This is a genomic window from Bacillus sp. FSL H7-0578 (assembly GCF_038630855.1).
GTDB classification, from domain to species: Bacteria; Bacillota; Bacilli; order Bacillales; family Bacillaceae; genus Bacillus; species Bacillus safensis.
The window spans coordinates 1,364,652-1,388,444 of the sequence record NZ_CP152045.1 but is presented as its reverse complement, the minus strand read 5'-3'; the positions used below and the strand labels follow the sequence as shown (position 1 = coordinate 1,388,444).

The following is a 23,793-nucleotide window of genomic DNA, read 5'->3' as shown; positions in this document are numbered from 1 at the left end:
ACCTGGTTCATCCAGATGGGGGTTTTTTATTTCAGCCAATAAAGAATGATCATCATGACGTACCCTATACCAAACGCGATACTTGCTCGATAAAGCAGCTTACCATAGTAGCGCTTTTCAAATTTTCTTTTTTCTTCCTTTTCATCTATATATGGCACGAGATCAGGAGCCTGTATAAGAGTTATTGGCTCTTTCATTTCGTGATAAAGGTGACGGCAGCTTTCGCAGGATTGTATGTGCTCTGCAACAATTTTATTTGTTTCTGCACTTGTGTCTCCCTCTATATAAAGTGGTAACAATTCTTCAATCAAATAACAGCTCATTTATTGAACTCCTCACAATGTAGCATTCGCTTCAGCTCTAATCTCGCTCGATGAAGGGTTGTTTTGACTTTAGATAAAGTCCAATTCAAAATTTCAGCTACTTCTTCATATGATAATTCTTGAATATCTCTTAAAATGAGGACATCCCGATATGAATCCTTCAGCTGATGAATATGATGCCACAGCCTTTCTATGTCGGCTTGTGTTTCGATGTAATCTTCTGGTGTTGTGAACGACTGCTGCTCTAAGAAATCCATTTCTTCTACGTTCGTAAAAGTCCATTTTATTTTTTGGCGATAGTCATTCACAAATGTGTGATACGCAATGGTATAAAGCCATGTTTTCATACTAGAATGTCCCTTAAAGGAGGACAACCCATGCAGTGCCTTCATAAATACGTCTTGCGCAAGGTCCTTGGCCGTTTCCATATTTCCCGTCCGGCGATATAAATATTTGGTGATTTCCTGAAAATATTCTTCATAGATTTTTTCAATTTGGTCGGCTGGTCTGGACATCAAAAATAAAACCACACAGTCATCCAAATCGATAAAACGATAAAAAAGAAGTATAACGAGTAAATAAACCCTTTCATGCGTTTTAACTCGTCATAGTCATTATGGCTTTCCATCGGCGCTGAAGACTGCTTTCTTCCCGCGGCCGTATGCTGAAATTGCTGTTCGTGTGCCTTCATCCAGCTGGCTGCCTCGGCTCCTAGATCCCCTTCTTGATACAGTTCATATAAGTCTTGAAAGATGGCTTGTTTTTCTTTATCTGTCAAAACGATGCACCTCTTTTGTTCGCCCATTCACTTCATAGATTTTATGCTCATTTGATCCGAAGGTTTGTATGATGACAAGCCATGAAATGTCGATATTCCCTTCTTTGTCGATCATCCTCACAGGTTTTATTTGTTTTTTATAGATCGTATATGGTTTATACCTTTTAAGTACTTGCTGATAGACTTCATTACGATCTTGATTAGATACTCCGTGCGGGATAGAAGAAGCTGCTTGCACTCTCAACTCAATTCCATCATCCCCTTTAAACAGATTGACGACATGAGAGGAGCGTTTAAATATATATTGTTTACTTTCACTAGTGCCTGTTACTTTTCTTACGTCTTTTGGCTTTTTCCCTATAATTTTTAACAAATCTTCATCGCTGACGTTCTCTTTTTTCTGTTGAAGAAGTGATTTTGACAACTTGAAGCTGATGATATCTTTTGTTGAGCCATTAAACAGAAACTCAGATTGATCTTTTGTTGTGACTCTCACTTCATGCTGCCAATCCAAATAAAAATCATTGATGCCTGTGATTTGATAAGCTGGCAGCTTTAGGTTTAAAAGTTTATAAATACTGTTGATCCTGTTTTTTATCTCCATTTCTGTTAAACGGATGCCGTCTATATCCTTTAATTGAAAGATAGCGTTTTCGTATTGCGCTTGTCGAAGCGTCCCTTTTTTCCAGGTGGCAAACGCTAAACTGTCCTCTTCATTCTGAGACATTTTTGGCAGAAGAAGAACGTCCGTCTCTCCGTCCTCTTTTTTTACAGCTAATTGAATGCGCTGCAGATCAATTGACCGCCCGCTTCTTTCGAAAAATTCAATGGTTTTTTTCTTATATTCTGTATCGGTCAGTTCCTTCCCCTCTACACGACCTCGATAAGAATATCCGCTTAAATCGCCTGTAAACGCAGAAATATTCACTTCATACTGATCATCTGCAAACACGTAATGATAAGGGATAGGCTGATGACTAGCATTTAAATAAAGCGATTGATCCTCTGGTACAAATTTTGAAGCGAATGCTTTTGCACTTACTGCTGATAAAGGGCAATATTCTTCTGAAAAAGTATCTACCAGTTCCGTTTTGGTGAATTGGAGCATGGTATGAGGAATATTGACAATCGGGTTGAGTAATAGCAGAAAAAAGACAGCTATACAACCAGCGCCCCACTGCCTTAATCTCACCTTGTCCCGTAGTAAAGCAGATAACAAATCAATCGTCATAAAGCTTCCTGCCGCTGCTACTAAAATGACAATCGATTTAAATGTAGATTGAAGCTCATACTTCGAAATAGAAGGATAAAATATATAAAGCAAGGCTGCGAAAATCAAGATATAAAACAAAAGCAATTCCTTCCACTTCCAATGCCAAAACAAGCGAAAGAAAAGGTGGAGCAGCAAAGCGGCAAAGCAAGCCATAGCCAAAATGGTGATCATATCTCTCCATACTAACCCCGTATCACTGCTAAGAAAGAACTTTTTGCTTTCAGCAAACACAATAAACACTGTTTGACATAAAGGCAGAAGTAATACAGATAAATCAAAAGCAAAGAACATACCTTTATTTTTTAAATAAGGAAGAGTAATGACATAGTACAGTGATGCAAGCAAGACGTACCCATAAATGAGAAATTGCATGAAATCTGTCAGCACTTCAAATGTTTCGATCGTATACTGTCTAGACAGGACTTGGTGGATCATTTCAACTGTCATCCCGCCTAATAGCACTACTCTTAATACGATACCAGCATAGAATACATAACTACTCCTCTTTTCTTTCCATATGGGGAGTGTCACGAAAAGGACAAATAGTCCAAGTACACACCATTGAATGATGTGGATACTGTACTCATTTAAAATAAAATACCTTTCAAAATGGAGCGATAAATCACTAAACAAATCAAACATTGATACACAATCCTTTACATGAAATTAAGGCCTCATTCGTATAGACATCCGCCTTACCAAAAAGTTTCAGGAAAAACAAAAAATCACTTCATTCTCATGAAGTGATGTCGTTTATTTTTTATTTCCGCTTCCTTTTATGTAATCATGCAAGATTTTTTCACAAATGGATCGATTTCCAGCCACTATGCTGTTTTTGTCTAGGAACGTAAGACGTTCTCCGTGAATATTTGAGTAAACGGCCCCTACTTCATCAAGCAGCACGCAGCCCGCTGCATAATCCCACGGTGCAAGCCTTAAGGTGACATATGCGTCACTTCTGCCGCTTGCAATATAAGCAAGCTCAAGGGCAGCTGATCCAATCGTTCGTGTCCCTCTCACGTCACGCACTAGACGGGCAAATGGTTTGGCGTCAAAATAAGGACTTTCAATCGCCCATGTCGGATTAATACCCACAATGGCTTTTTCAATCTCCACATCTTTTAATGGAGGGAGCAGGATATCGTTCATATAGGCTCCTTCTCCTTTAATGGCATGGTAGAGCTCGTCATGAATGACGTCATAAATAAGACCGATTTTCCCCACACCATTTTCAAATATCCCGATTGAAATGGCAAAGTTGCGCTTTTGATGGACAAAGTTCATTGTGCCATCAATCGGATCAATAATCCACACAATTCCATCGAGTGAGGTGACCTCTTCCCCTTGTCCCTCTTCTCCTAAAATGTGATGATCTGAAAATGCCGACTGTATTTTTTCAATAAAAAAACGTTCTGTTTCTTTATCGATATTCGTGACTAGATCATTTGGATTTGATTTTGTTTCAATTGATAGACCTTCCTGCATGGACGCTTTAATACGGCTCCCTGCTTCTTTTACCCAGAGCTTTGCAAGACGGTCAATTTCCACCCAGTTTGTCATCAGATTGTAAACCTCTTTTCTATGTAGGACCTATTTGTAATAGCATACTGATATTATGTACGTAAAAGCAAGAAAAAAGCAGCTTCATACAAAAACGAACCGATGAATTGGTTCGTTTTTACCTCACCCTGTTTTACCCTTGAAGCTGCTCCCATTCTTTTCTTAGGCGCTCAAGCTTTCGTTTGCTGCGTTCGATTTGGATGTCATCTTTTTGTTCGATGGCTTCATAAAGCGTAGAAAGCTCATAATCAACCTCTAATCTCCACACAGCGATGCGATTTTTCTTCTCCTGTCTATAGCCCTGCTTCACGATTTGCTTCATTGGTCAACGCCCCTTCCAGAGAATGATTCATTCCTTGTCAGTTTTCATTGATAAAAATTCAATCGATAAGAGAAATGGTTCTTGCTTATATCGTATGAAGCGATCGCATAACCGCAACGACATTCTGAAAATTGTGTCTTTACCTATTAATGATGTACCACAAATTGAAAGGTTTTAAACGCTGCACCACGCCCTTTTATCTGCCGGTGCATCTTTTTTTGAGCTTGACCCAAGCTATGATAAAATATGATCAGCGAAAAGATACAGGAGGCATAACATGAGTGAAATGCGTTTTAGAGATGAAGATTTTGAAACATTCACAGTTGATGGTTTAGATGAACGAATGACTGTATTAAAAGAAAGAGTCCGTCCAAAGCTTGAGGCACTTGGCGAACATTTTGCACCACTTCTTTCTTCTATTACAGGAGACGAAATGTTTGTACACGTCGCAAAGCATGCTAGAAGATCTGTCAACCCGCCAAATGATACATGGGTTGCTTTTGCAAACAGTAAGCGCGGATATAAAAAGCTCCCTCATTTTCAAATTGGGCTTTGGAAAACACATGTCTTTGTCTGGTTTGCGCTCATTTATGAATCTCCAGTTAAGGGTGAGTACGGCCAGCTATTTGAAAAAGAGCTAGACACCATCCAGCAGAAAATACCGCAAGATTTTGTTTGGTCTAAAGATCATATGAAACCAGATGTCATGCGTCACAGCGAACTAGATTCCGAACAGCTGAAAACGCTTTTTGAACGTGTTCAAACAGTGAAGAAAGCCGAGCTTCTGTGCGGTATTCAGCTGCCTAGAGAGGAAGTCGTTCAAATGAATAATGAAGAATTCCTATCGAAAATCGAAAATGCCTTCCGCACGCTGACGTATCTATACCGCTTCACACAGAAAGAATCTGTATAAAAAAACGAGCCTTTATAGGCTCGATTCAAATTGTTGACAAAGGGCTAAAATGATTTTGATTTTAGCCCTTTGTCTTCTTTTTCAGCGTGATAGAAAACCTTTGAAGTCTAGGAAGGACGAGTACCGGCGCGGAGCGAATTTGACATTCGTGAGCACCGGCACGCAGGCCTGACACCGAATGCGAGGGTTTGTCTGCACGCTGAAACGAGCCTTTATAGGCTCGTTTTTTACATACGTATAATAGCAGTCTCTTCTGCCTCTCTTGCGGTTTTCACTGCACGATAAGGGGAATACCCGCTTCCCTTTTCAAATGCTGCACAATGCGTTTTTTCCTCTGCTTTTGATGGCACAACCTCTTTAAATCGTTTATAAGCATCTAATAACTCCTGCTTCGCAATTCCTTTTTCATAGGCTTTTTCAACAGCCTGAAAAAATGAAATGACTGCAATTTTTTCCTCTGTCGTCCAGTCGACATCCATTGGATATTGATATTCCATTTACTTGTCCCTCACTTTAACACTCATTTCTCATTTGAACTTTTATTATAGCATCTGTTTGATCAGAAACCGATTGATTTTATGCTTTACATTCCGATCAGTTCATAATATAATTCTTTTGTTTTATGCAATGAAATCTGCTGTAATTGGCACAATAATAGCAGGTATTTCGATGAAGGTGGGAAAGCAATTGTCACAACATGATACACCCTTATATACTGGACTAAAAAAACACGCAGCAACCAATCCAGTCCAATTTCACATTCCAGGCCATAAAAAAGGAGCCGGAATGGATCCTGAATTTAGAGCATTCATTGGCGACAATGCATTAAGCATTGACCTCATTAATATAGAACCTCTCGATGATTTACATTCACCTCGAGGGATGATAAAAGAAGCACAGGAGCTTGCTGCTGAAGCCTTCGGTGCTGATCATACGTTTTTCTCCATTCAAGGCACAAGCGGCGCTATCATGACAATGGTGATGACGGTATGCGGGCCTGGAGATAAAATTATCGTTCCGCGTAATGTCCATAAATCAATTATGTCCGCGATTGTATTTTCTGGCGCAGTTCCTGTTTTTATTCACCCAGAAATAGACAAAGAACTTGGCATCTCTCACGGTATTACACCTGAATCAGCCAAAAAGGCGCTCCTTGAGCATCCAGATGCGAAAGGTTTGCTTGTCATTAATCCAACGTATTTTGGTATTTCAGCTGACTTAAAATCAATCGTAGACATTGCCCATTCATTTGATGTGCCTGTCCTTGTCGATGAAGCACACGGTGTGCATATACATTTTCACGATGAGCTTCCCCTCTCTGCGATGCAGGCAGGTGCCGACATGGCAGCAACAAGTGTCCATAAACTCGGCGGCTCTCTTACACAGAGCTCTATTTTAAATATGAAGGAAGGGCTTGTTTCAAAAGACCGAGTGCAATCGATTTTGAGTATGCTGACGACAACGTCCACTTCTTATTTGCTCTTAGCGTCACTTGATGTCGCTCGAAAACGATTAGCCACTGAAGGAAAGGCACTAGCTCAAGAAGCCATTCGTTTGGCTGAATCAGCGAGAGACCGCTTGAATCAAATTGAAGGCATTACCTGCATTGGCAAGGAAGTACTCGGTTCAGCTTCCACTTACGATTATGACCCAACGAAATTAATTATCTCCATTAAAGACCTTGGGTTAAACGGACATGATGTCGAAAAATGGCTGAGAGAAAGCTATCGAATTGAAGTAGAGCTCTCTGACCTTTACAACATTTTATGTATCGTTACCCCTGGCGATTCAGATGAGACAATTGATACGCTCGTGACGGCGATGCAGGAAATTGCCGCAGCCTCTACTCGTGAGAGCGGCAAACAAGCAGTAACGGAAGTGCTGCTGCCTGAGATCCCATCGCTTGCTATGACGCCGCGTGACGCCTTTTACGCTACAACGGAAGTCGTTCCATTTAAGGAAGCAGTCGGCCGCATTATCGCAGAGTTTGTGATGGTGTATCCGCCAGGTATTCCGATTTTTATACCAGGTGAAATTATCACAGAAGAAAATATATCGTATATCTTTAAAAATATTGAAATTGGTCTCCCTGTCCAAGGACCTGAAGATTCAACGCTTGAAATGATCCGTGTGATTAAGGAACAAAAACCAATTTTATAAAAAAGAAACATGCAGCCCCAAATGGAGCTGCATGCTTTTTTATTTATTCAGAGGCTTCATCACAGCAATGACAGTGACCACACGTTCCGTATAGCGTTGTCACTTTTTCATTTTCAAATTGATCAATGGTTTCATTGCAATCTTGACAAATAATTGTACCCACGTACATTCCCCTTTTCTTCATTCATAGTTTGAAAGCGTTTGATCTATTTCTTATTTCTATAATATGATGTCACATTTAAGTTGTCAACGGTTAATTGTATGACACATTTAATCATTTTTTATAAATATGTGCTTTTTTCTTATCATATTGAGGGAACGTTTCAATTGTATTTTGCTTCATATCAATTCTGTAACAATTGAGTAACAATCGAAAATTGTCAAAAGGGACATGATACACTAGAGTGACTAACAGGGAACAAGCTCCTAAAAATGTTGGGACAACCCCAAATGATTTTGAGGTGAATAGATTGAATTTTATGAGGACACTTCTCATTATATTCCCCATGCTCTTTGTACTTAGTTCATGCTCATTTGCGTATATCATACCGAATCAGACCGACCAAGTCCGTCATATTCAAAAACCGAGAATTCTCTTTTTTACTGATGCAGAAAACCTTGATAAAGAAAGCCCTTATTATGATGCAGTCCTCGATTTAAAAAATGAATACCCTAAGGAAATGTCAAAAATGATTGTAAAAGAAGATCGTAAAGGCTGGAAAAATGAAGTGGACGAATTACCGGCTATTTTACTTGTCAATGATGAAAAAGTGATCGTGAAGGTGGAAGGAAATGTCCGCAGTAAACAGGAGATCTTATCGCCTTTATGTCATGCTTTAGACCGCGTCAATACAAACTAATGATATTTACCTTGCACTTATATATATCCATATGAAAAAACTCCTCACCTCATGAGGGGTTTCAAATTGTTGACAAAGGGCTAAAATAATCTTTATTTTAGCTCTTTGTCTTTTTTTCAGCGTGATAGAAAACCTTTGAAGTCTAGGAAGAACGGCTACTTTTGCGGAGCGAATTTGACATTCGTGAGCACCAGCGCGCAGGACTGACAAAGAATGCGAGGGTTTGTCTACACGCTGAAACCCCTCACCTCATGAGGGGTTTTTCATATGGTGTTCAGGGCGTCAAAAAAACCCTCTCCATCAAGGAGAGGGTTTCATAGGTTTCATTATTTTACGATGTGGATTGGGCTTCCGATTGCTACTTCAGCCGTTTCCATTGTAATTTCACCTAATGTTGGGTGAGCGTGAATTGTCATAGCGATATCTTCAGCAGTTACTCCAGCTTCGATTGCAAGGCTAAGCTCTGAAATCATATCAGAAGCGCCAACACCTGCGATTTGAGCACCGATCACTAGACCATCCTCTTTACGAGTGATCATTTTCATGAAGCCATCAGTTGCATCAAGAGAAAGTGCACGTCCGTTCGCTGCGAATGGGAATTTCGCTGCAACGATTTCGATTCCTTCTGCTTTTGCTTCTGCTTCAGTGTATCCAACAGTTGCAAGTTCTGGCTCAGAGAATACAACAGCAGGAATACCAAGGTAATCAATTTCAGCTGGCTCTCCAGCGATTGCTTCAGCTGCAATTTTACCTTCGTAAGAAGCTTTGTGAGCAAGTGGTGGTCCATCCACGATGTCACCAATTGCATAGATGTTAGATACGCTTGTACGGCATTGTTTGTCTGTTTTGACAACTCCGCGGTCAGTCAATTCAACACCAACTTGCTCAAGACCAAGCTCATCAGTGTTTGGACGACGACCAACAGTCACAAGTACGTAATCAGCATCAACTGTTTTTTCTTCGCCTTTTACTTCGAACGTAACAGTGACACCATCAGATTTTTCTTCAACGCCTTTTGCAAGAGCGTTTGTATGGATTTCAACGTTTCCTTTTTTCTTCAGGTTACGTTTAACCAATGAGCTCATTTGCTTTTCGAAACCTGGAAGGATTTCGTCTCCACCTTCAAGGATCACAACTTCTGTTCCAAAGTTTGCATAAGCAGTACCAAGCTCAGTACCGATGTATCCACCACCGATGACAACTAACTTTTTAGGTACTTCTTTAAGCGCTAAAGCACCAGTTGAGTTGATCACGCGGTCTGTGTATTTAAAAGTAGGCAATTCAATTGGACGAGATCCAGTTGCAAGAATTGCATTTTTGAAAGTGTAAGTCTGTGCTGAATTATCATCCATTACACGTACAGAGTTGCTGTCTACGAAATAAGCTTCACCTTTGACGATGTCTACTTTATTTCCTTTAAGAAGACCTTGAACTCCACCTGTTAACTTATTAACAACAGAAGCTTTCCACTCTTGAACTTTTGTGAAATCAACTGTTACGTTTTCAGCTTTGATACCCATGTCTTCAGAATGCTTAGCATTTTCAAAACGATGGCCAGCATTGATTAATGCTTTTGAAGGGATACAGCCAACGTTTAGACATACACCGCCAAGTGTTCCTTTTTCAACGATTGTTACTTTTTGTCCAAGCTGTGCAGCACGAATAGCAGCTACATATCCACCAGGACCTGCACCGATGACAAGAGTATCTGTTTCGATTGGGAAATCTCCTACTACCATGACATTACGCCTCCATTAAAATTAATTGTGGATCATTCAATAAACGCTTGATGTGGTTAAGGGCATTTTGCGCAGTAGCTCCGTCAATCATACGGTGGTCAAAGCTTAGGGAAAGAGCTAAGACAGGAGCTGCAACGATTTCGCCATCACGAACAACCGCTTTTTCAGCGATACGGCCAATACCAAGGATCGCTACTTCTGGGTGGTTGATGACTGGAGTAAACCATTGTCCACCAGCAGAACCGATGTTTGTGATTGTGCAAGATGCACCTTTCATTTCAGCTGGAGCCAATTTACCATCACGTGCTTTTGTTGCAAGCTCATTGATTTCGTTAGAAACTTCGAAAATCGCTTTGCGATCTGCATTTTTTACAACTGGAACTAGCAAGCCTTTTTCAGTGTCAGCTGCAATTCCGATGTTGTAGTAATGCTTTTGAACAACTTCATCTGTTTTATCATCGATAGAAGTGTTAAGTACTGGGTACTTTTTCAAAGCAGAAGTTAGAGCTTTTACAACGTAAGGCAAGTAAGTTAACTTGATTCCTTGATCAGCTGCAACTTGTTTGAATTGTTTACGATGTGCAACAAGGTTTGTTACATCAACTTCATCCATTAATGTTACGTGAGGAGCTGTATGCTTAGAGTTCACCATTGCTTTTGCGATTGCTTTGCGGATTCCGCTCATTTTCTCGCGAGTTTCTGGGAATTCTCCTTCAAGAACTGGAGCTGCTGCCGCTTTAGGAGCTGCTTCTTCTTTCGCACTTTCAGCTGCTTGAGGTGCTGCTTCTTGAGCTGCAGAACCACCATTAACGAAGCTGTCGATATCTTCTTTTAACACACGGCCGTTTTTACCAGAACCTGCAACTTTGTAAATTTCCACGCCTTTTTCGCGAGCATATTTACGTACAGATGGCATAGCGATCACGCGTTTGTTTGGATCAGCGTCTACTTGCTCTTGTGCGCCTGCACCAGTTGCTGCTGCCGCTTCTTCTTGTGCTACTTCTTTCTTCTCTGGCTCGTTACCAGCTTCAGCAGTACCTTGTACTTGAGCTTCAGTTTTTGCTTCGCCTTCTTCTTCGCTGCCTTTAAATTGAAGATTTTCGTAACCAGGTGCATCAAACGTAATGATTGTTTGTCCTACAGTTGCAACTGTTCCCTCTTCAACTTTTAATTCTAATACTTTTCCTTTAACAGGTGAAGGAATTTCTACAACTGCTTTATCATTTTGTACCTCTGCTAAAACGTCATCTTCATTGATTTCGTCGTTTGGTTTAACAAACCACTTAACGATCTCACCTTCGTGGATACCTTCTCCGATGTCCGGAAGTTTAAATTCAAATGCCACTGTTTTTCGCCTCCTAGATTTTGTTGAACCCTTGTTGTGTATATTTACACGGTCATGTAATTGATAAAGGGGAAGAGAAATAAATTCTTTTCCCCTCTGTCATTTAATTAAAATTCAAGAACTTTCTTTGCTGTTTCAAGTACATCTTTATGGTTTGGAAGCCATACGCTCTCAGCTTGAGAGAAAGCAAATACAGTATCAGGTGCAGCTACACGAAGTACTGGTGCTTCCAAGCTAAGGATCGCTCTGTCATTGATTTCAGCTACTACGTTTGCAGCAATACCAGCTTGTTTTTGTGCTTCTTGAACAACGATCGCACGGCCTGTTTTTTCAACAGAAGCGATGATTGTTTCAATATCAAGCGGGCTTACTGTGCGAAGGTCGATCACTTCAGCAGAAACGCCTTCTTTTTCTAGCTCTTCAGCAGCTTTTAGTGATTCGTGAACCATTGCACCGTAAGTGATGATTGAAAGGTCAGAACCTTCACGTTTCACGTCAGCTTTACCGATTTCAATTGTGTACTCTTCTTCAGGAACTTCCTGACGGAAAGAACGATAAAGTTTCATATGCTCAAGGAACACTACAGGATCGTTGTCACGAATTGCAGAAATTAAAAGTCCTTTTGCATCGTAAGGTGTTGAAGGAATAACAACCTTGATACCAGGCTGTTGTGCGATAAGACCTTCTAAGCTGTCAGCGTGAAGCTCAGGTGTGTGAACTCCCCCGCCGAATGGAGAACGGATTGTCACTGGAGAATGCCAGCGTCCGCCAGAACGGTAACGCATACGAGCCATTTGTCCAGAAACAGAATCTAATACTTCGTAAACGAATCCGAAGAATTGAATTTCCATTACCGGGCGGAATTCTTGTAGTCCAAGGCCAATAGCAAGACCGCCAATACCAGATTCAGCAAGTGGAGTATCGAATACACGATCCTCACCAAACTCTTTTTGCAATCCTTCAGTCGCACGGAATACGCCGCCGTTTTTACCAACGTCTTCTCCGAAAACGAGAACGTTTTCGTCATTTTTCAGTTCTGTGCGTAACGCATCAGTGATCGCTTGAATCATTGTCATTTGCGCCATGGCTTACTTCGACTCCTTCTGTTTGTAAATTTCAAGCTGTTCAACTAAGTTGAATGGTTTTACATCGTACATGTTTTCAATCAAGTCAGTGACTTTTTGCTTAGGCTGTTCGTCAGCTTCTTTGATCGCTTGTTTGATTTGTTCTTTTGCATCTTCAATCACTTTATTCTCTTCTTCTTCAGACCATAGGCCTTTGTTTTCCAAGAATTTGCGGTAGCGTACCAATGGATCTTTTTGCTCCCACTCGTTTTCATCTTCTTTTGTACGATATCTTGTTGGATCGTCACCAGCCATTGTATGTGGGCCGTAACGGAATGTAAGAGTTTCGATTAATGTTGGACCTTCACCATTTACAGCGCGCTCACGAGCTTCAGCAGTTGCTGCATAAACAGCTAATGCATCCATACCGTCAACTTGTACGCCTACGATACCAGCTGCAGCTGCTTTTTGCGCAATTGTTTGTGCAGCAGACTGCTTTTCAACAGGTGTAGAGATCGCATATCTGTTGTTTTGGACAACAAAAATCGCTGGCGCTTTGTAAGCCCCTGCAAAGTTAATACCTTCGTAGAAATCACCTTGTGAAGCTCCACCGTCACCAGTGTAAGTGATTGCAACAGCTTTTTTACCGCGCTTTTTCAAACCAAGAGCTACACCAGCAGCTTGAATGATTTGAGCACCGATAATGATTTGCGGTGAAAGTGCATTCACATCTTCAGGCATTTGGTTACCAACAAAGTGTCCGCGAGAGAACAAGAATGCTTTTGTTAGCGGAAGACCATGCCAGATTAATTGTGGTACATCACGATATCCTGGAAGAATGAAATCTTCTTTCTCAAGTGCAAAGTGAGTTGCAAGCTGAGAAGCCTCTTGTCCAGCTGTTGGCGCATAGAAGCCAAGACGTCCTTGACGGTTCAATGAAATTGAACGTTGATCTAATACTCGTGTAAACACCATACGGCGCATTAATTCTTTTAATTGGTCATCTGAAAGATCCGGCATTGCCGCTTCGTTTACGACTTCGCCTTTTTCGTTTAAAATTTGAAACGTTTCAAACTGCTTTTTGATGGCATCAAATTGCTTTTTGCTATCAACAATTGCTTTTTTTGTTTTTGCAGCCATTCTAAAGTCACCTCTTCCTTTCTTTTAACAGTCCATTTGTCGTGAATCCATTTATACATACAGATATAGGATAACCCAAAATACTCATATGACTCCTGTATATAATAGCCACTAAGATCATTGTCGAAACATTGGTTGATCACTCGTTTTTGAGCCCTTATAACTGTATTAACGATAGTTCACAAAAAACTAATACAACTTCTGTTAACAAGGAATAGTTTACAACAAGAAAAATAGTCCGTCAATTGATTTAACGGCTTTATTTAAATAAATGTATTCGCTTTACTTTTTATGGTGAACTGTATCAATCTGTTTAACAAACAACCTAATCTGTACTAGTATAGAGTGTACTGCTGTACTACAATAGAAAATGTTTGTTTTTGTCGAAAAATAAAAAAAGAGCTGTTTTTTCAGCTCTTTTTCGATCCTTGATCTGCTGCTTTATACAAAGCCTTTTTATGATCATTCAATTGGTCTGTATATCGATTGAACTTCTTACTTTCTTTTCTGACTTTGCTATATGAACGATTCACGGTCTTCAGCTTTGACTTCAGCTCTTCATATCCTAGATCCTTTTTCTTTAAAGATTGATACAAAAGCTGATCTTGTTTCAGCGCCTTTTGATACTCCTTGTAAAGCTGATCATATGACGCATATCGTTTCTCGATTGATTTGACCGTTTGATCTGCTTTCTCTTTTAACCCCGCATCTTGCAATCGTGCAGCAGATTCCTTTACTGTTTTCAATTCTTTTTTCGATTCATCCATACTGACTTTTTCTGTTTTTAAATGTTCTTCTCTTTGTGCTGCCGATGCTAACGCCTGATCAGAAAGGCTTGCCACTGTTTTTGTATGGTCCTTGGTTGTTTGAATCATTTTTTTATACAGCTTCTGCTCTTTTTCCTCATAGCTTTGCAGTGTACCTTGCTCTTTTTCGAAGGATGCTTCTTTTTCACTCATTTTCGTCATCGCGTCCTGCATATCATTGAACGGACTTTGACCTCCGCACCCTGTCAGCAAAAGGGTACATATCCCCGCTAAAGCAGCACCTGCTTTCATGCTTTTTTTCATCTGTCTCATCACAAGGCCCCCTTTACATCTCCACATACCACTATAATTTTTATAGACGTTTGTGACAAGGAAAGAGGTCAGTCATGTGAGGCGGAGAAGATTTTTTTCAAGCAATAGGCGCATGACTATACAAATAGTGCATTCATACATAGTTTATATTACACGCTTCGCCTTCACTTATGAGAGGCAAAGTGTATTTCCAAAGGAGGTCAAAAGTATGTCTAATTATAGTCATGGAAGTATGTATGGTGGATACGGCGGTTACGGGTATGGATTCGGTGGCGGATATGGCGGCGGCTGTTGTTACCCAAGTTATGGCGGTGGATACGGATACGGCGGCGGACGTACATTCGCTTTAATCGTTGTGCTTTTCATCCTATTAATCATTGTTGGCGCAGCATTCTTAGGCGGCGGCGGTGGCTGCTGCTAAGGCTGTTTAAGCCTTTGACCGGTCTCACAGGACCGGTCTTCTTTATTTCATTGCATATGTTGTGTATCATTTTATATACTTTACATACAAAGGAAATAGGAGTGAAGTTTTGTGATTACCATGGATGATATCGTAAGGGACGGACATCCCGTCTTAAGACAAACAGCTGAAGCGGTCGAGCTCCCGCCGACAGAAGAGGAAAAACAGCAATTAGCTGACATGATCGAATTCGTCAAAAACAGTCAGGATGCTGACATTGCTGAAAAATACGGACTTAGACCCGGCGTTGGATTGGCAGCTCCGCAAATCAATATTAGTAAACGCATGATCGCTGTTCACTGTGAGGATGAAGACGGAGAAGAATACAGCTATGCTCTGTTTAACCCTCGTATTGTCAGTCATTCAGTCAAAAGAGCTTATTTAGCGACTGGTGAAGGCTGCTTATCAGTTGATGAAGCCATCCCTGGATTTGTTCCTCGATATCAAAAAATCAGGGTCAAGGCCACTACGCTTGAAGGAGAGGACATTGATATCCGTCTAAAAGGGTTCCCCGCTATTGTTTTTCAGCATGAAATTGACCATTTAAATGGCATTATGTTTTATGATCATATTCAAAAGGATCAGCCGTTCGCTGAGCCAGAAAACTCTGTTGCGATCGGCAGATCATAACATAAAAAAGAAGACCCGCGATCTAAGGGTCTTCTTTTTTATTCTTCAATGAGGCCAAGCTGGGTCACTGCATGGAATATGCCGTCCTCATCTACCGGCTTTGTCACAAAATCAGCCAATGCTTTCAGTTCACTCACAGCATTTCCCATCGCCACGCCTGTTCCAGCAAACGAAATCATTTCTCTATCATTCAATCCGTCTCCAAAGGCAATGGTATCCTTTTGATCGTAAGGAAGTCTTTCGATGACTCGTTTGATTCCTTCAGCTTTTGATCCGCCTTTTGGCAGAACGTCCGTTGACAGCTCATGCCATCTGACAAGGTCAATTTCTTCGCGGAATGCCTTATACTCCACTTCCTCTTCTGCCTTACAAAATAACAGCATTTGAAAAATGTCGTTTTCTTTAAAGAAAGATACATCGTGCTCAGGATGCTCTGTTTTCAAAGTACCGATTCCTTCATGGATAAACGGATGATTCGGCACAGACGCCTTCATCGTTTCTTCTCCCATAAAAACGAGCGGATGATCATGTCGATCCGCTGTCTCATAAATCCGCTCCATCAGCTCCTGCTTCAGCGGATTGCCGTAAATAACGTCTCCCTCATACATGACATACTGACCGTTATAAGCAATGAATGAGTCAAGCCCTAATTCTTCTAAAATGGGCCGGATCAGAAAAGGAGAACGCCCAGATGCAATAAAGAGATGATGACCTTTTTCTTTTAATAAATGAACCGCTCGCTTCGTTGACTCAGGTATATTTTTATCATGGTCATATAAAGTACCGTCGATATCAAAGAAGATGACTTTTTTATTCATATCTCGCCCTCCTGCTCTTCGTTATGTATACACACTCCCTTTCATCATACAGAAAGATTTCAGCTTTCGAAACCAATTCCTTTTGAAAGCGCCTATTTCCCACATATAACCATGTAACATTCAATAGAAACATCATATAATACAAGTATATAGAGAGACCGGAACACACTGGTTAAGCTTACTTCAACCCGAAAGGAGGCGGCATGTGATGCTTCGTCGTCTGCGTAAGAAAATTCGAAGACAATGGAAGGACATGCTTCGCAAAAAATCAATTGCTTAAAAGGATCTTCCGCACATTTGCCGAAGGTCCTTTTTTCTCAGAGACTTTTCTTATGCGCGTTTTTTTAATATAATAGAATAAGCGAGTGTAACATACGGTATTTAAGGAGAGATTTGGATGATATATAAGGTATTTTTTCAGGCAAGTACTACTGAGGTACCTGTAAGAGAACACACAGATTCACTATACGTTGAAGCGGTTTCTGAAAGAGACGTACGCGATAAGTTGAAAAAACATAACTACAACATTGAATTCATTCAGCCTGTAGACGGTGCTTTTTTAGACTATGAACGAGAAAGTGAAAATTTTAAAGTATTGGAGCTATGAGAGGAATGAAATTTGTTAAAAACGATCAGGCGGCAGTTTTTGCGCTCGGCGGTTTAGGCGAGATCGGTAAAAACACGTATGGCGTTCAATTTCAAGATGAAATCATTTTAATTGATGCAGGCATTAAGTTTCCTGAAGACGAGCTTCTTGGAATTGACTACGTCATCCCTGACTATACGTACTTAGTTAAAAACGAAGATAAAATCAAAGGTCTTTTCATCACTCACGGACATGAAGACCACATCGGCGGTATCCCTTACCTTCTCAAGCAAGTGAATATTCCAGTTTACGGCGGCAAACTCGCAATCGGCCTACTTCGTAATAAATTGGAAGAGCATGGTCTCTTGAGACAAACAAAACTTCACATTTTTGAAGAAGAAGATACCATTAAATTTAGAAAAACAGCTGTGTCTTTCTTTAGAACGACACACAGTATTCCAGATTCTTATGGAATTGTCGTGAAGACACCTCCTGGTAACATCGTACATACAGGTGATTTCAAGTTTGACTTTACTCCTGTTGGCGAGCCTGCCAATTTAACCAAAATGGCTGAGATCGGAAAAGAAGGCGTTCTTTGTCTTTTATCTGATAGTACAAACAGTGAAATCCCAGAATTTACGATGTCTGAAAGACGCGTAGGTGAAAGCATTGATGACATCTTTAGAAAAGTCGATGGACGCATCATCTTTGCCACGTTTGCTTCAAACATTCACAGACTTCAGCAAGTGATTGAGTCTGCTGTTGCCAACGGCAGAAAAGTCGCTGTATTTGGACGCAGTATGGAGTCTGCTATTGATATTGGACAAGATCTTGGCTATATTAAATGTCCAAAAAACACGTTTATTGAACATAATGAAATCAACCGCCTTCCAGCAAACAAAGTGACCATTCTTTGTACTGGAAGCCAGGGTGAACCGATGGCAGCTCTTTCTCGTATTGCGAACGGTACTCACCGCCAGATTTCCATTAACCCTGGAGACACTGTTGTCTTCTCATCTTCACCGATCCCAGGTAACAATATTAGTGTAAGCCGCACCATTAACCAGCTTTATCGTGCAGGTGCTGAGGTCATTCATGGCTCGCTAAATAATATTCATACATCTGGTCACGGCGGACAAGAAGAACAAAAACTCATGCTCCGTTTAATTAAACCAAAATTCTTTATGCCGATTCACGGTGAATACCGCATGCAAAAAACGCATATCAAACTTGCGAATGATTGCGGCATCCCTGAGGAAAACTGCTTTATCATGGATAACGGTGAAGTTCTTGCACTGAAAGGTGACGAAGCAAGTGTCGCTGGCAAAATCCCATCAGGCAACGTGTATATCGACGGAAGCGGTATTGGCGATATCGGAAACATCGTTTTAAGAGACCGCCGCATTCTTTCTGAAGAGGGCCTTGTTATTGTGGTCGTCAGCATGGACATGAAAGAATTCAAAATCTCTGCTGGTCCTGATTTGATCTCAAGAGGTTTTGTCTACATGAGAGAATCTGGAGACCTGATCAACGATGCACAGGATTTAATTTCGAAGCATCTTGAAAAAGTAATGGAACGTAAGACAACTCAGTGGTCTGAAATTAAGAACGAAATTACTGACACCCTTGCACCTTTCCTTTATGAAAAAACAAGACGCCGTCCAATGATCTTACCGATTATTATGGAAGTGTAATCACAAAAAGAGACACAAGCCGCTTGGCTGTGTCTCTTTTTTTCACCGTTCATTGAAAAAACCGCATATATACATATGCGGTTTCTCTCTTTTTATGATTGAATTGGGAGATGCTGAAAGCTTCTGACATCAAACAAACCCTTTGTCGTCATTTTCACATCAGGAATGACTGGGAGTGCCAAGAAGGACAGCGTCAAAAACGGATTAAAGTCTAAAATAAAACCTGTTTCTTTTAACGCTTCATGGAGTGCATAAAGGCTTTCATTTACAAGATGTGCCGGCTGATTTGAAAGTAAACCAGAGATCGGTAATGGCAGTGTATGAAGAGTCTGGCCCTCTTTGACAACAGTCAAACCGCCGCCTGCTTCTTTTAACGAGTCAATGGCTTTCACGATATCAGCATCATTTGTGCCAACCGCAATTAAATTGTGAGAATCATGCGCAACCGTTGTTGCAATTGCGCCCTTTTCTAATCCAAAGCCGCTGACAATCCCTATCCCCATTTCAGATAAGCCTTGATGGCGTTCGACAAGCACCATTTTTAATAGATCTCTTTCTGTATCACTAGTGAATTGTCCGTTCGTTTCTGAAGGAGAGATTTGTTCTAATTTTGTTTCTAGCTGATTTGGAATAATGCGGATGACATTCATTTTTTGATGAGCTGTGATAGGCAGAGCCAAATCTTGCTCTTGAACGTCTATAGCATGAACAGATTGTAATAAGGCTGGACTCGGTGCAATTTTTTCGACACCTGGCTTGTACTCTCCATGCTGCGCCACTAATTCTCCAGCAATAAATACGCTGGTAATGTCTACTTGATGAAGATCAGAGACGAGCATAAAATCAGCATCAAAGCCTGGTGCAATGGCTCCCTTTGTTTTGAGGCCAAAACACTCTGCTGCGTTTAAACTTCCCATTTGATACGCTAAAAATGGGTCTAACCCTTCTTTTATAGACATACGTACTTGTTCATCAATACTTCCTTCAGCCATTAAATCATCTAAATGTTTATCATCGGTACAAAAGAAAAAGCGTCTCGCATTCTTTTCATTCACAGCTGGTAAAACGCTTTTCACGTTTTTGGCAACAGAGCCTTCTCTCAGCATGACATACATGCCTCGTTTTACACGTGCAAGGGCTTCTTCGGCTGTTGTCACCTCGTGATCTGTTTGGACATTCGCTGTGCGGTAAACGTTTATTAATCGGTCTGTTAAGCCTGCTAGATGGCCATCAATCAATTTATTCTCGTTTTGAGCATCAAGCAGCTTTTGAAGCATATCTTCTTCTGCCTGCTCCACACCGACGTAATCCATCACCTCAGCAAGACCAAGAACCTCTTTCTCTTGATACAAAGGCTTTAAATCTTTCGCTTTTAAAACAGCACCTGATCGTTCAAAACTGACTGCCGGTACGCAGGATGGCAGCATGAAATAAATATTTAAGGCAGCTTTTCTCGCTTCTTCCAGCATAAAACGGATGCCTGTGATCCCTGACACATTGGCAATTTCATGCGGGTCTGTTACGACAGTTGTCACACCGCGCGGGACGACAGCTTTGGAGAATTCAGCAGGGGTAACCATAGAGGACTCGATATGAACGTGGCCATCAATAAAACCGGGTACAAGCATTTGACCTGCTGCATCCAGCTCCTGTTCTCCCTCGTACTCTCCAATCCCTACTATTTGTCCATTTTCAACAGCGACATCAGCGTCTATCCATTCCTGGTTAAACACGTCCATAACTTTCGCATGTTTAATCACTAGGGCTGCTTTTTTTCTCTTTGCAGCTACCTCAATTTGATGTCTGAAAAGCTCCTTATCCAACGACACTGCCTCCTCCAAGTAAACAATATAATGTTTCTTATCGTAAACGAATCTGTTTGCCCAGTCAATGACATTTAGAGAAAATCACCCAGATAAAAAGACTGATTTTTATTTCTGAATAGTGATAATTGCATGAAAAATATGATGAATGACTTTTAGCTGTTTATGCAGAACAAAACAGCCCTTTTAATGTCTTCTTCCCTCTTCACTGTCCACCTCATGTGTACACAATCATATTAAAAAACACCCCGCCTAGGAGTGTTTAATAATCGTTCTGCATTTCTCGTTTTTCAAAACGTCCGATATCGGCAACTGCCCCAATGACAATCAGAATATCTTCTTTTTGTATCATTTCATCTGCGAGCGGTGAAACAATCACTTCTTTTCCACGCTTAATCGCCACAATATTAATGCCATATCTCGCTCTAATATCGAGATCTAAAAGAGAATGCCCTGCAAGCCTGCTGTTGGCAACGATTTCAATGAGGCTGTACTCATCTGACAGCTCAAGATAATCTAATACGTTATTGGAGATGATTTTATGTGCAATTCGTCTGCCCATGTCCCGCTCTGGATGAACGATACGATCAGCTCCAATTTTATTTAACACCTTTTCGTGGTAATCGTTTTGCGCTTTTACTGTGACCATTTTAACGCCAAGCTCTTTCAGCATAATCGTCGTTAAAATACTGGCCTGAATGTTTTCACCAATCGCAACGATGACATGATCAAAATTGCGGATGCCGAGATTTTTTAAAACAGATTCGTCCGTCGAATCACCAATGACCGCATGTGAGGCAATTTTCGCGTATTCGTTCACTCGATCTTCATTCATATCCATGGCCATGACTTCAAGTCCTTCTTCGCTGAGCGCCTTACAAATACTTCCGCCAAAGCGTCCAAGACCAATGACTGCATATTCCTTTTTCATGTTCAGACTCCTTTTATCTCACTTACTATGCATTTTACTACGGTTTGATTAATGAATCCATATGCGAGCGAATTTTTTTGCGGAATGCTTCACTTAAGTAAAGATCTGCTCCTTTTTCAATTTCACTGCGGTAATGACCTGGCGGAGCAATTTCTTCGCTCTTTTGAAGAACAAGAAAGGTTAAACAGTCTTCATATATTTGATCACCTATTTTGACATCGACAAAAGCTGGACGATATGTGCCCTCATAGACGCCTTCTCGTTTGTACAAATATCGAATGGCATCAAAAGGAACCTCATATAAAACACCCTCTGTTTCTCCGCCGTCTTCTACCATATCGGCTCTTGATCCATCAGGCCTTACCAATGTAAATCTAGTTGTAAAGCCGTTCAGAGCACCGCCGCCGATGATTTGTTTAAAATAATGATCAACTTCTGCCAGTTTAAATCTTGCATCATCCATACAGGAGCCATAGGCAAAATAATAGAAGGATGCCGGCTTCTGCTGCCACATTCTATATTCCTTCCAGCAGCCGCTCTCGATCTCCTTCAGCGATGATGCCTTCTGCTTTGGTAAAGTGTATGTAACAGCCGCCACCGGCCCTTTGTCTGTCATGACATCGACCACCTGCTTGTCATACCCTTCCTCAAGCAAATCTATCTTATTCAGCGTGCTTGCGGTTACCTCGTACAATTCTCCATATACTGTGCTTTTCTCTTTTGGAACGCACGCAGGGTATCCTTGACCTGTATCATAGATTCTGCCGCTGATCCAAGCTGATTTAGCTAATGGCCTGCTTTCTTTCATATACGTCTCGTGGTGCTCTTCATGCTGCAGAAGCGTCCCATATACAAATAAAGCTTTCTCCTTCATGAAATCACGTCCTCTCGCCTTGCTGGTGTCTGCTTTTTTGCCACACAGGTAAATAGATATGAAAAGCTGTACCTTTTCCCAGCTCACTGACCACATCCATCCTACCGTGATGATCTTTTAAAATCGCTGCACAGATGGTGAGGCCAAGTCCCGTCCCTTCTGTTTTTGTGGAGAAGAAAGGATCATATATTTTCTGAATATCCTCTTCAGACATCCCTTTTCCTTCATCTTGAATGGTAATTTTCCATTCGTTCATCACTTTTTCTGTTGATATGTATATACTGCCGCCTTCAGGCATTGCCTCAATGGCATTTTTGATTAAATTAATGAACAGCTGCTTCATTTGGTTAGCGTCTGCTAATATAGCGCCGGCATCCTGCTTTTTAAATGGCTGTTTGAGATCAATATTCGAAAGGACTGCATTGGTTTTTAGCAATGTAATAACCTGTTCTAACAGTCCATGAAGCTGAACTTCTTGAAAATGGACCGACTGCGGCTTTGCCAGCACCAGCAGCTCACTTAAAACAAAATCAATCCGTTTAATTTCAGAAAAGATAATGTCAAAATAATCGGTTCTTTCAGGATATTGTGTTTTCATCAGCTGTAAAAAGCCGTTTACTGAGGTCAGCGGATTTCTGACTTCATGGGCGATTCCAGCGGCTATTTGTCCTGCAACGGCCAGCTTTTGCGCCTGCATTTGCACTTGTTGATTTGATTTTTCAAGCTCAAGCTTTGCCAGCTTTTGTTTTGTAATATCTGCAACTGTTCCAATACCTCCAGTAAACTGGTGCTCCTCATCAAAGTAGAGCTTATAATGAACGTCTCCCCATACTTTCTTTCCCTCTTTATGAAGAAGCTGCAGCTCGATCCGCCCTGAATCTTTATGCTCTTTGATGACAGATGACAAATGCTGAATAACTCTTTCTTCTTGATCAAAGTACTGATTGTACATCGTACCTAGACATTCATCTATGTCATAGCCGGTCATTTGTTTCCATGCTTGATTTAAGAAAATGATGTGCCCTTTTTCATCTGTTTCAAAGACAATTTCTTGCAAGTTATCTGTAATTCGATTCAACCGCTCTGTCAGTTCGTGTGCTTCTTTTTCTCTCTTATTTAGATCTGACACAAGTAAATTCAAGCGGTCTACATATCCTGAGACAACCCAGATCCCTGCTAACACAACGACTGTAAAGGCTAGATCGAGCGGCCAATTAATTTGATAGCCGCCTACATAATAAAAGAAATCCCAGCTTATGATTAAGATAAATGCAAGAACAGATAACACGATCCGAACTTGATATGTTTTGTTCAAATGATTCCACCTGCCGCCCTGAGATTCTTTGTCAATTGTACCATTTTCCACTTATTTTTTGAGGGAGATGGGGCATTTTTAAGGAACTTTTTTAAAGAAAAAATAG

Annotated in this window: 25 protein-coding genes; 7 read left to right on the top strand and 18 right to left on the bottom strand. The window is 40.8% G+C overall.

The features are described from left to right. Nucleotides 1–26: 26 nt before the first annotated feature. The 6 genes from MHB41_RS07085 to MHB41_RS07060 all read right to left on the bottom strand — a co-directional run bounded on the left by MHB41_RS07085 (nt 27) and on the right by MHB41_RS07060 (nt 4,256). Complete coding sequence (locus MHB41_RS07085) at nt 27–323, bottom strand: zf-HC2 domain-containing protein (RefSeq protein ID WP_061109793.1); 297 nt, start codon at nt 321–323, stop codon at nt 27–29. After that, a complete protein-coding gene (locus MHB41_RS07080) occupies nt 320–838 on the bottom strand; it encodes a sigma-70 family RNA polymerase sigma factor (protein ID WP_305933638.1) in 519 nt (172 codons plus the stop codon). The genes MHB41_RS07085 and MHB41_RS07080 overlap by 4 nt, the downstream gene beginning before the upstream one ends. After that, a complete protein-coding gene (locus tag MHB41_RS07075; protein ID WP_070325785.1) occupies nt 838–1,101 on the bottom strand; it encodes a hypothetical protein in 264 nt (87 codons plus the stop codon). The genes MHB41_RS07080 and MHB41_RS07075 overlap by 1 nt, the downstream gene beginning before the upstream one ends. Then, a complete protein-coding gene (locus tag MHB41_RS07070) occupies nt 1,091–3,016 on the bottom strand; it encodes a hypothetical protein (protein WP_305933637.1) in 1,926 nt (641 codons plus the stop codon). The genes MHB41_RS07075 and MHB41_RS07070 overlap by 11 nt, the downstream gene beginning before the upstream one ends. Before the next feature lie 111 nt (nt 3,017–3,127). After that, nucleotides 3,128–3,934 carry an inositol monophosphatase family protein gene (locus tag MHB41_RS07065; RefSeq protein WP_305933636.1) on the bottom strand — a complete coding sequence of 269 codons (807 nt, stop codon included), beginning with the start codon at nt 3,932–3,934 and terminating at the stop codon, nt 3,128–3,130. Nucleotides 3,935–4,067: 133 nt separating this feature from the next. Beyond that, the gene (locus tag MHB41_RS07060) at nt 4,068–4,256 is read right to left on the bottom strand and encodes a hypothetical protein (protein ID WP_340898783.1); all 189 of its coding nucleotides are present in this window, start codon (nt 4,254–4,256) and stop codon (nt 4,068–4,070) included. A gap of 277 nt (nt 4,257–4,533) precedes the next feature. On the opposite strand from MHB41_RS07060, the gene MHB41_RS07055 reads away from it, so the two are divergent. Continuing rightward, nucleotides 4,534–5,169, top strand: a complete 636-nt coding sequence (locus MHB41_RS07055; RefSeq protein WP_024426894.1) for a DUF1054 domain-containing protein — start codon at nt 4,534–4,536, stop codon at nt 5,167–5,169. 227 nt (nt 5,170–5,396) lie between these two features. On the opposite strand, the gene MHB41_RS07050 is transcribed toward MHB41_RS07055, so the two are convergent. Further along, complete coding sequence (locus tag MHB41_RS07050; protein ID WP_024424759.1) at nt 5,397–5,666, bottom strand: UPF0223 family protein; 270 nt, start codon at nt 5,664–5,666, stop codon at nt 5,397–5,399. Between the two features lie 190 nt (nt 5,667–5,856). Between MHB41_RS07050 and MHB41_RS07045 the strand changes: the two genes are divergently transcribed. Further along, entirely contained in the window at nt 5,857–7,329 is a 1,473-nt protein-coding gene (locus MHB41_RS07045; RefSeq protein ID WP_340898785.1) for an aminotransferase class I/II-fold pyridoxal phosphate-dependent enzyme, read from the top strand. 43 nt (nt 7,330–7,372) lie between these two features. Here MHB41_RS07045 and MHB41_RS07040 read toward each other — a convergent pair whose 3' ends face one another. Then, nucleotides 7,373–7,492, bottom strand: a complete 120-nt coding sequence (locus tag MHB41_RS07040) for a GapA-binding peptide SR1P (protein WP_003212464.1) — start codon at nt 7,490–7,492, stop codon at nt 7,373–7,375. Nucleotides 7,493–7,808: 316 nt separating this feature from the next. Between MHB41_RS07040 and MHB41_RS07035 the strand changes: the two genes are divergently transcribed. Continuing rightward, nucleotides 7,809–8,189: a hypothetical protein gene (locus MHB41_RS07035; protein WP_223250976.1), complete on the top strand. Its 381-nt coding sequence runs from the start codon at nt 7,809–7,811 to the stop codon at nt 8,187–8,189. A gap of 326 nt (nt 8,190–8,515) precedes the next feature. On the opposite strand, the gene lpdA is transcribed toward MHB41_RS07035, so the two are convergent. From lpdA to MHB41_RS07010, 5 genes are all read right to left on the bottom strand, one after another. Continuing rightward, nucleotides 8,516–9,928 carry a dihydrolipoyl dehydrogenase gene (gene lpdA, locus MHB41_RS07030; protein WP_024426892.1) on the bottom strand — a complete coding sequence of 471 codons (1,413 nt, stop codon included), beginning with the start codon at nt 9,926–9,928 and terminating at the stop codon, nt 8,516–8,518. Nucleotides 9,929–9,932: 4 nt separating this feature from the next. Further along, nucleotides 9,933–11,273: a dihydrolipoamide acetyltransferase family protein gene (locus MHB41_RS07025; RefSeq protein ID WP_024426891.1), complete on the bottom strand. Its 1,341-nt coding sequence runs from the start codon at nt 11,271–11,273 to the stop codon at nt 9,933–9,935. Between the two features lie 107 nt (nt 11,274–11,380). Continuing rightward, entirely contained in the window at nt 11,381–12,358 is a 978-nt protein-coding gene (pdhB, locus tag MHB41_RS07020; protein WP_012009824.1) for a pyruvate dehydrogenase complex E1 component subunit beta, read from the bottom strand. A gap of 3 nt (nt 12,359–12,361) precedes the next feature. Further along, nucleotides 12,362–13,477, bottom strand: a complete 1,116-nt coding sequence (gene pdhA / locus MHB41_RS07015; protein ID WP_024424754.1) for a pyruvate dehydrogenase (acetyl-transferring) E1 component subunit alpha — start codon at nt 13,475–13,477, stop codon at nt 12,362–12,364. Nucleotides 13,478–13,887: 410 nt separating this feature from the next. Beyond that, the gene (locus MHB41_RS07010) at nt 13,888–14,556 is read right to left on the bottom strand and encodes a YkyA family protein (protein WP_340898787.1); all 669 of its coding nucleotides are present in this window, start codon (nt 14,554–14,556) and stop codon (nt 13,888–13,890) included. 232 nt (nt 14,557–14,788) lie between these two features. On the opposite strand from MHB41_RS07010, the gene MHB41_RS07005 reads away from it, so the two are divergent. Further along, nucleotides 14,789–14,977, top strand: coding sequence for a YjcZ family sporulation protein (locus MHB41_RS07005; RefSeq protein ID WP_034281949.1), 189 nt, complete (start codon nt 14,789–14,791; stop codon nt 14,975–14,977). Nucleotides 14,978–15,088: 111 nt separating this feature from the next. After that, a complete protein-coding gene (gene def / locus MHB41_RS07000) occupies nt 15,089–15,646 on the top strand; it encodes a peptide deformylase (protein ID WP_024424751.1) in 558 nt (185 codons plus the stop codon). Nucleotides 15,647–15,684: 38 nt separating this feature from the next. Here def and MHB41_RS06995 read toward each other — a convergent pair whose 3' ends face one another. Beyond that, the gene (locus tag MHB41_RS06995) at nt 15,685–16,464 is read right to left on the bottom strand and encodes a Cof-type HAD-IIB family hydrolase (protein WP_024426890.1); all 780 of its coding nucleotides are present in this window, start codon (nt 16,462–16,464) and stop codon (nt 15,685–15,687) included. A gap of 397 nt (nt 16,465–16,861) precedes the next feature. Here MHB41_RS06995 and MHB41_RS06990 point away from each other — a divergent pair, with 397 nt between their 5' ends. Together MHB41_RS06990 and rnjA are read left to right on the top strand one after the other, a co-directional pair. Further along, a complete protein-coding gene (locus tag MHB41_RS06990; protein WP_008345114.1) occupies nt 16,862–17,071 on the top strand; it encodes a DNA-directed RNA polymerase subunit epsilon in 210 nt (69 codons plus the stop codon). 5 nt (nt 17,072–17,076) lie between these two features. Then, nucleotides 17,077–18,744, top strand: a complete 1,668-nt coding sequence (gene rnjA / locus MHB41_RS06985) for a ribonuclease J1 (protein WP_012009818.1) — start codon at nt 17,077–17,079, stop codon at nt 18,742–18,744. A gap of 92 nt (nt 18,745–18,836) precedes the next feature. On the opposite strand, the gene ade is transcribed toward rnjA, so the two are convergent. The 4 genes from ade to MHB41_RS06965 form a co-directional block, all read right to left on the bottom strand. Continuing rightward, nucleotides 18,837–20,567, bottom strand: coding sequence for an adenine deaminase (gene ade, locus MHB41_RS06980; protein ID WP_070325778.1), 1,731 nt, complete (start codon nt 20,565–20,567; stop codon nt 18,837–18,839). Nucleotides 20,568–20,829: 262 nt separating this feature from the next. After that, a complete protein-coding gene (locus MHB41_RS06975; protein ID WP_008345123.1) occupies nt 20,830–21,498 on the bottom strand; it encodes a TrkA family potassium uptake protein in 669 nt (222 codons plus the stop codon). Nucleotides 21,499–21,535: 37 nt separating this feature from the next. Next, a complete protein-coding gene (locus MHB41_RS06970; RefSeq protein WP_340898789.1) occupies nt 21,536–22,372 on the bottom strand; it encodes a gamma-glutamylcyclotransferase in 837 nt (278 codons plus the stop codon). A gap of 4 nt (nt 22,373–22,376) precedes the next feature. Continuing rightward, nucleotides 22,377–23,687 carry an ATP-binding protein gene (locus MHB41_RS06965; RefSeq protein ID WP_046310821.1) on the bottom strand — a complete coding sequence of 437 codons (1,311 nt, stop codon included), beginning with the start codon at nt 23,685–23,687 and terminating at the stop codon, nt 22,377–22,379. Nucleotides 23,688–23,793: the final 106 nt, after the last annotated feature.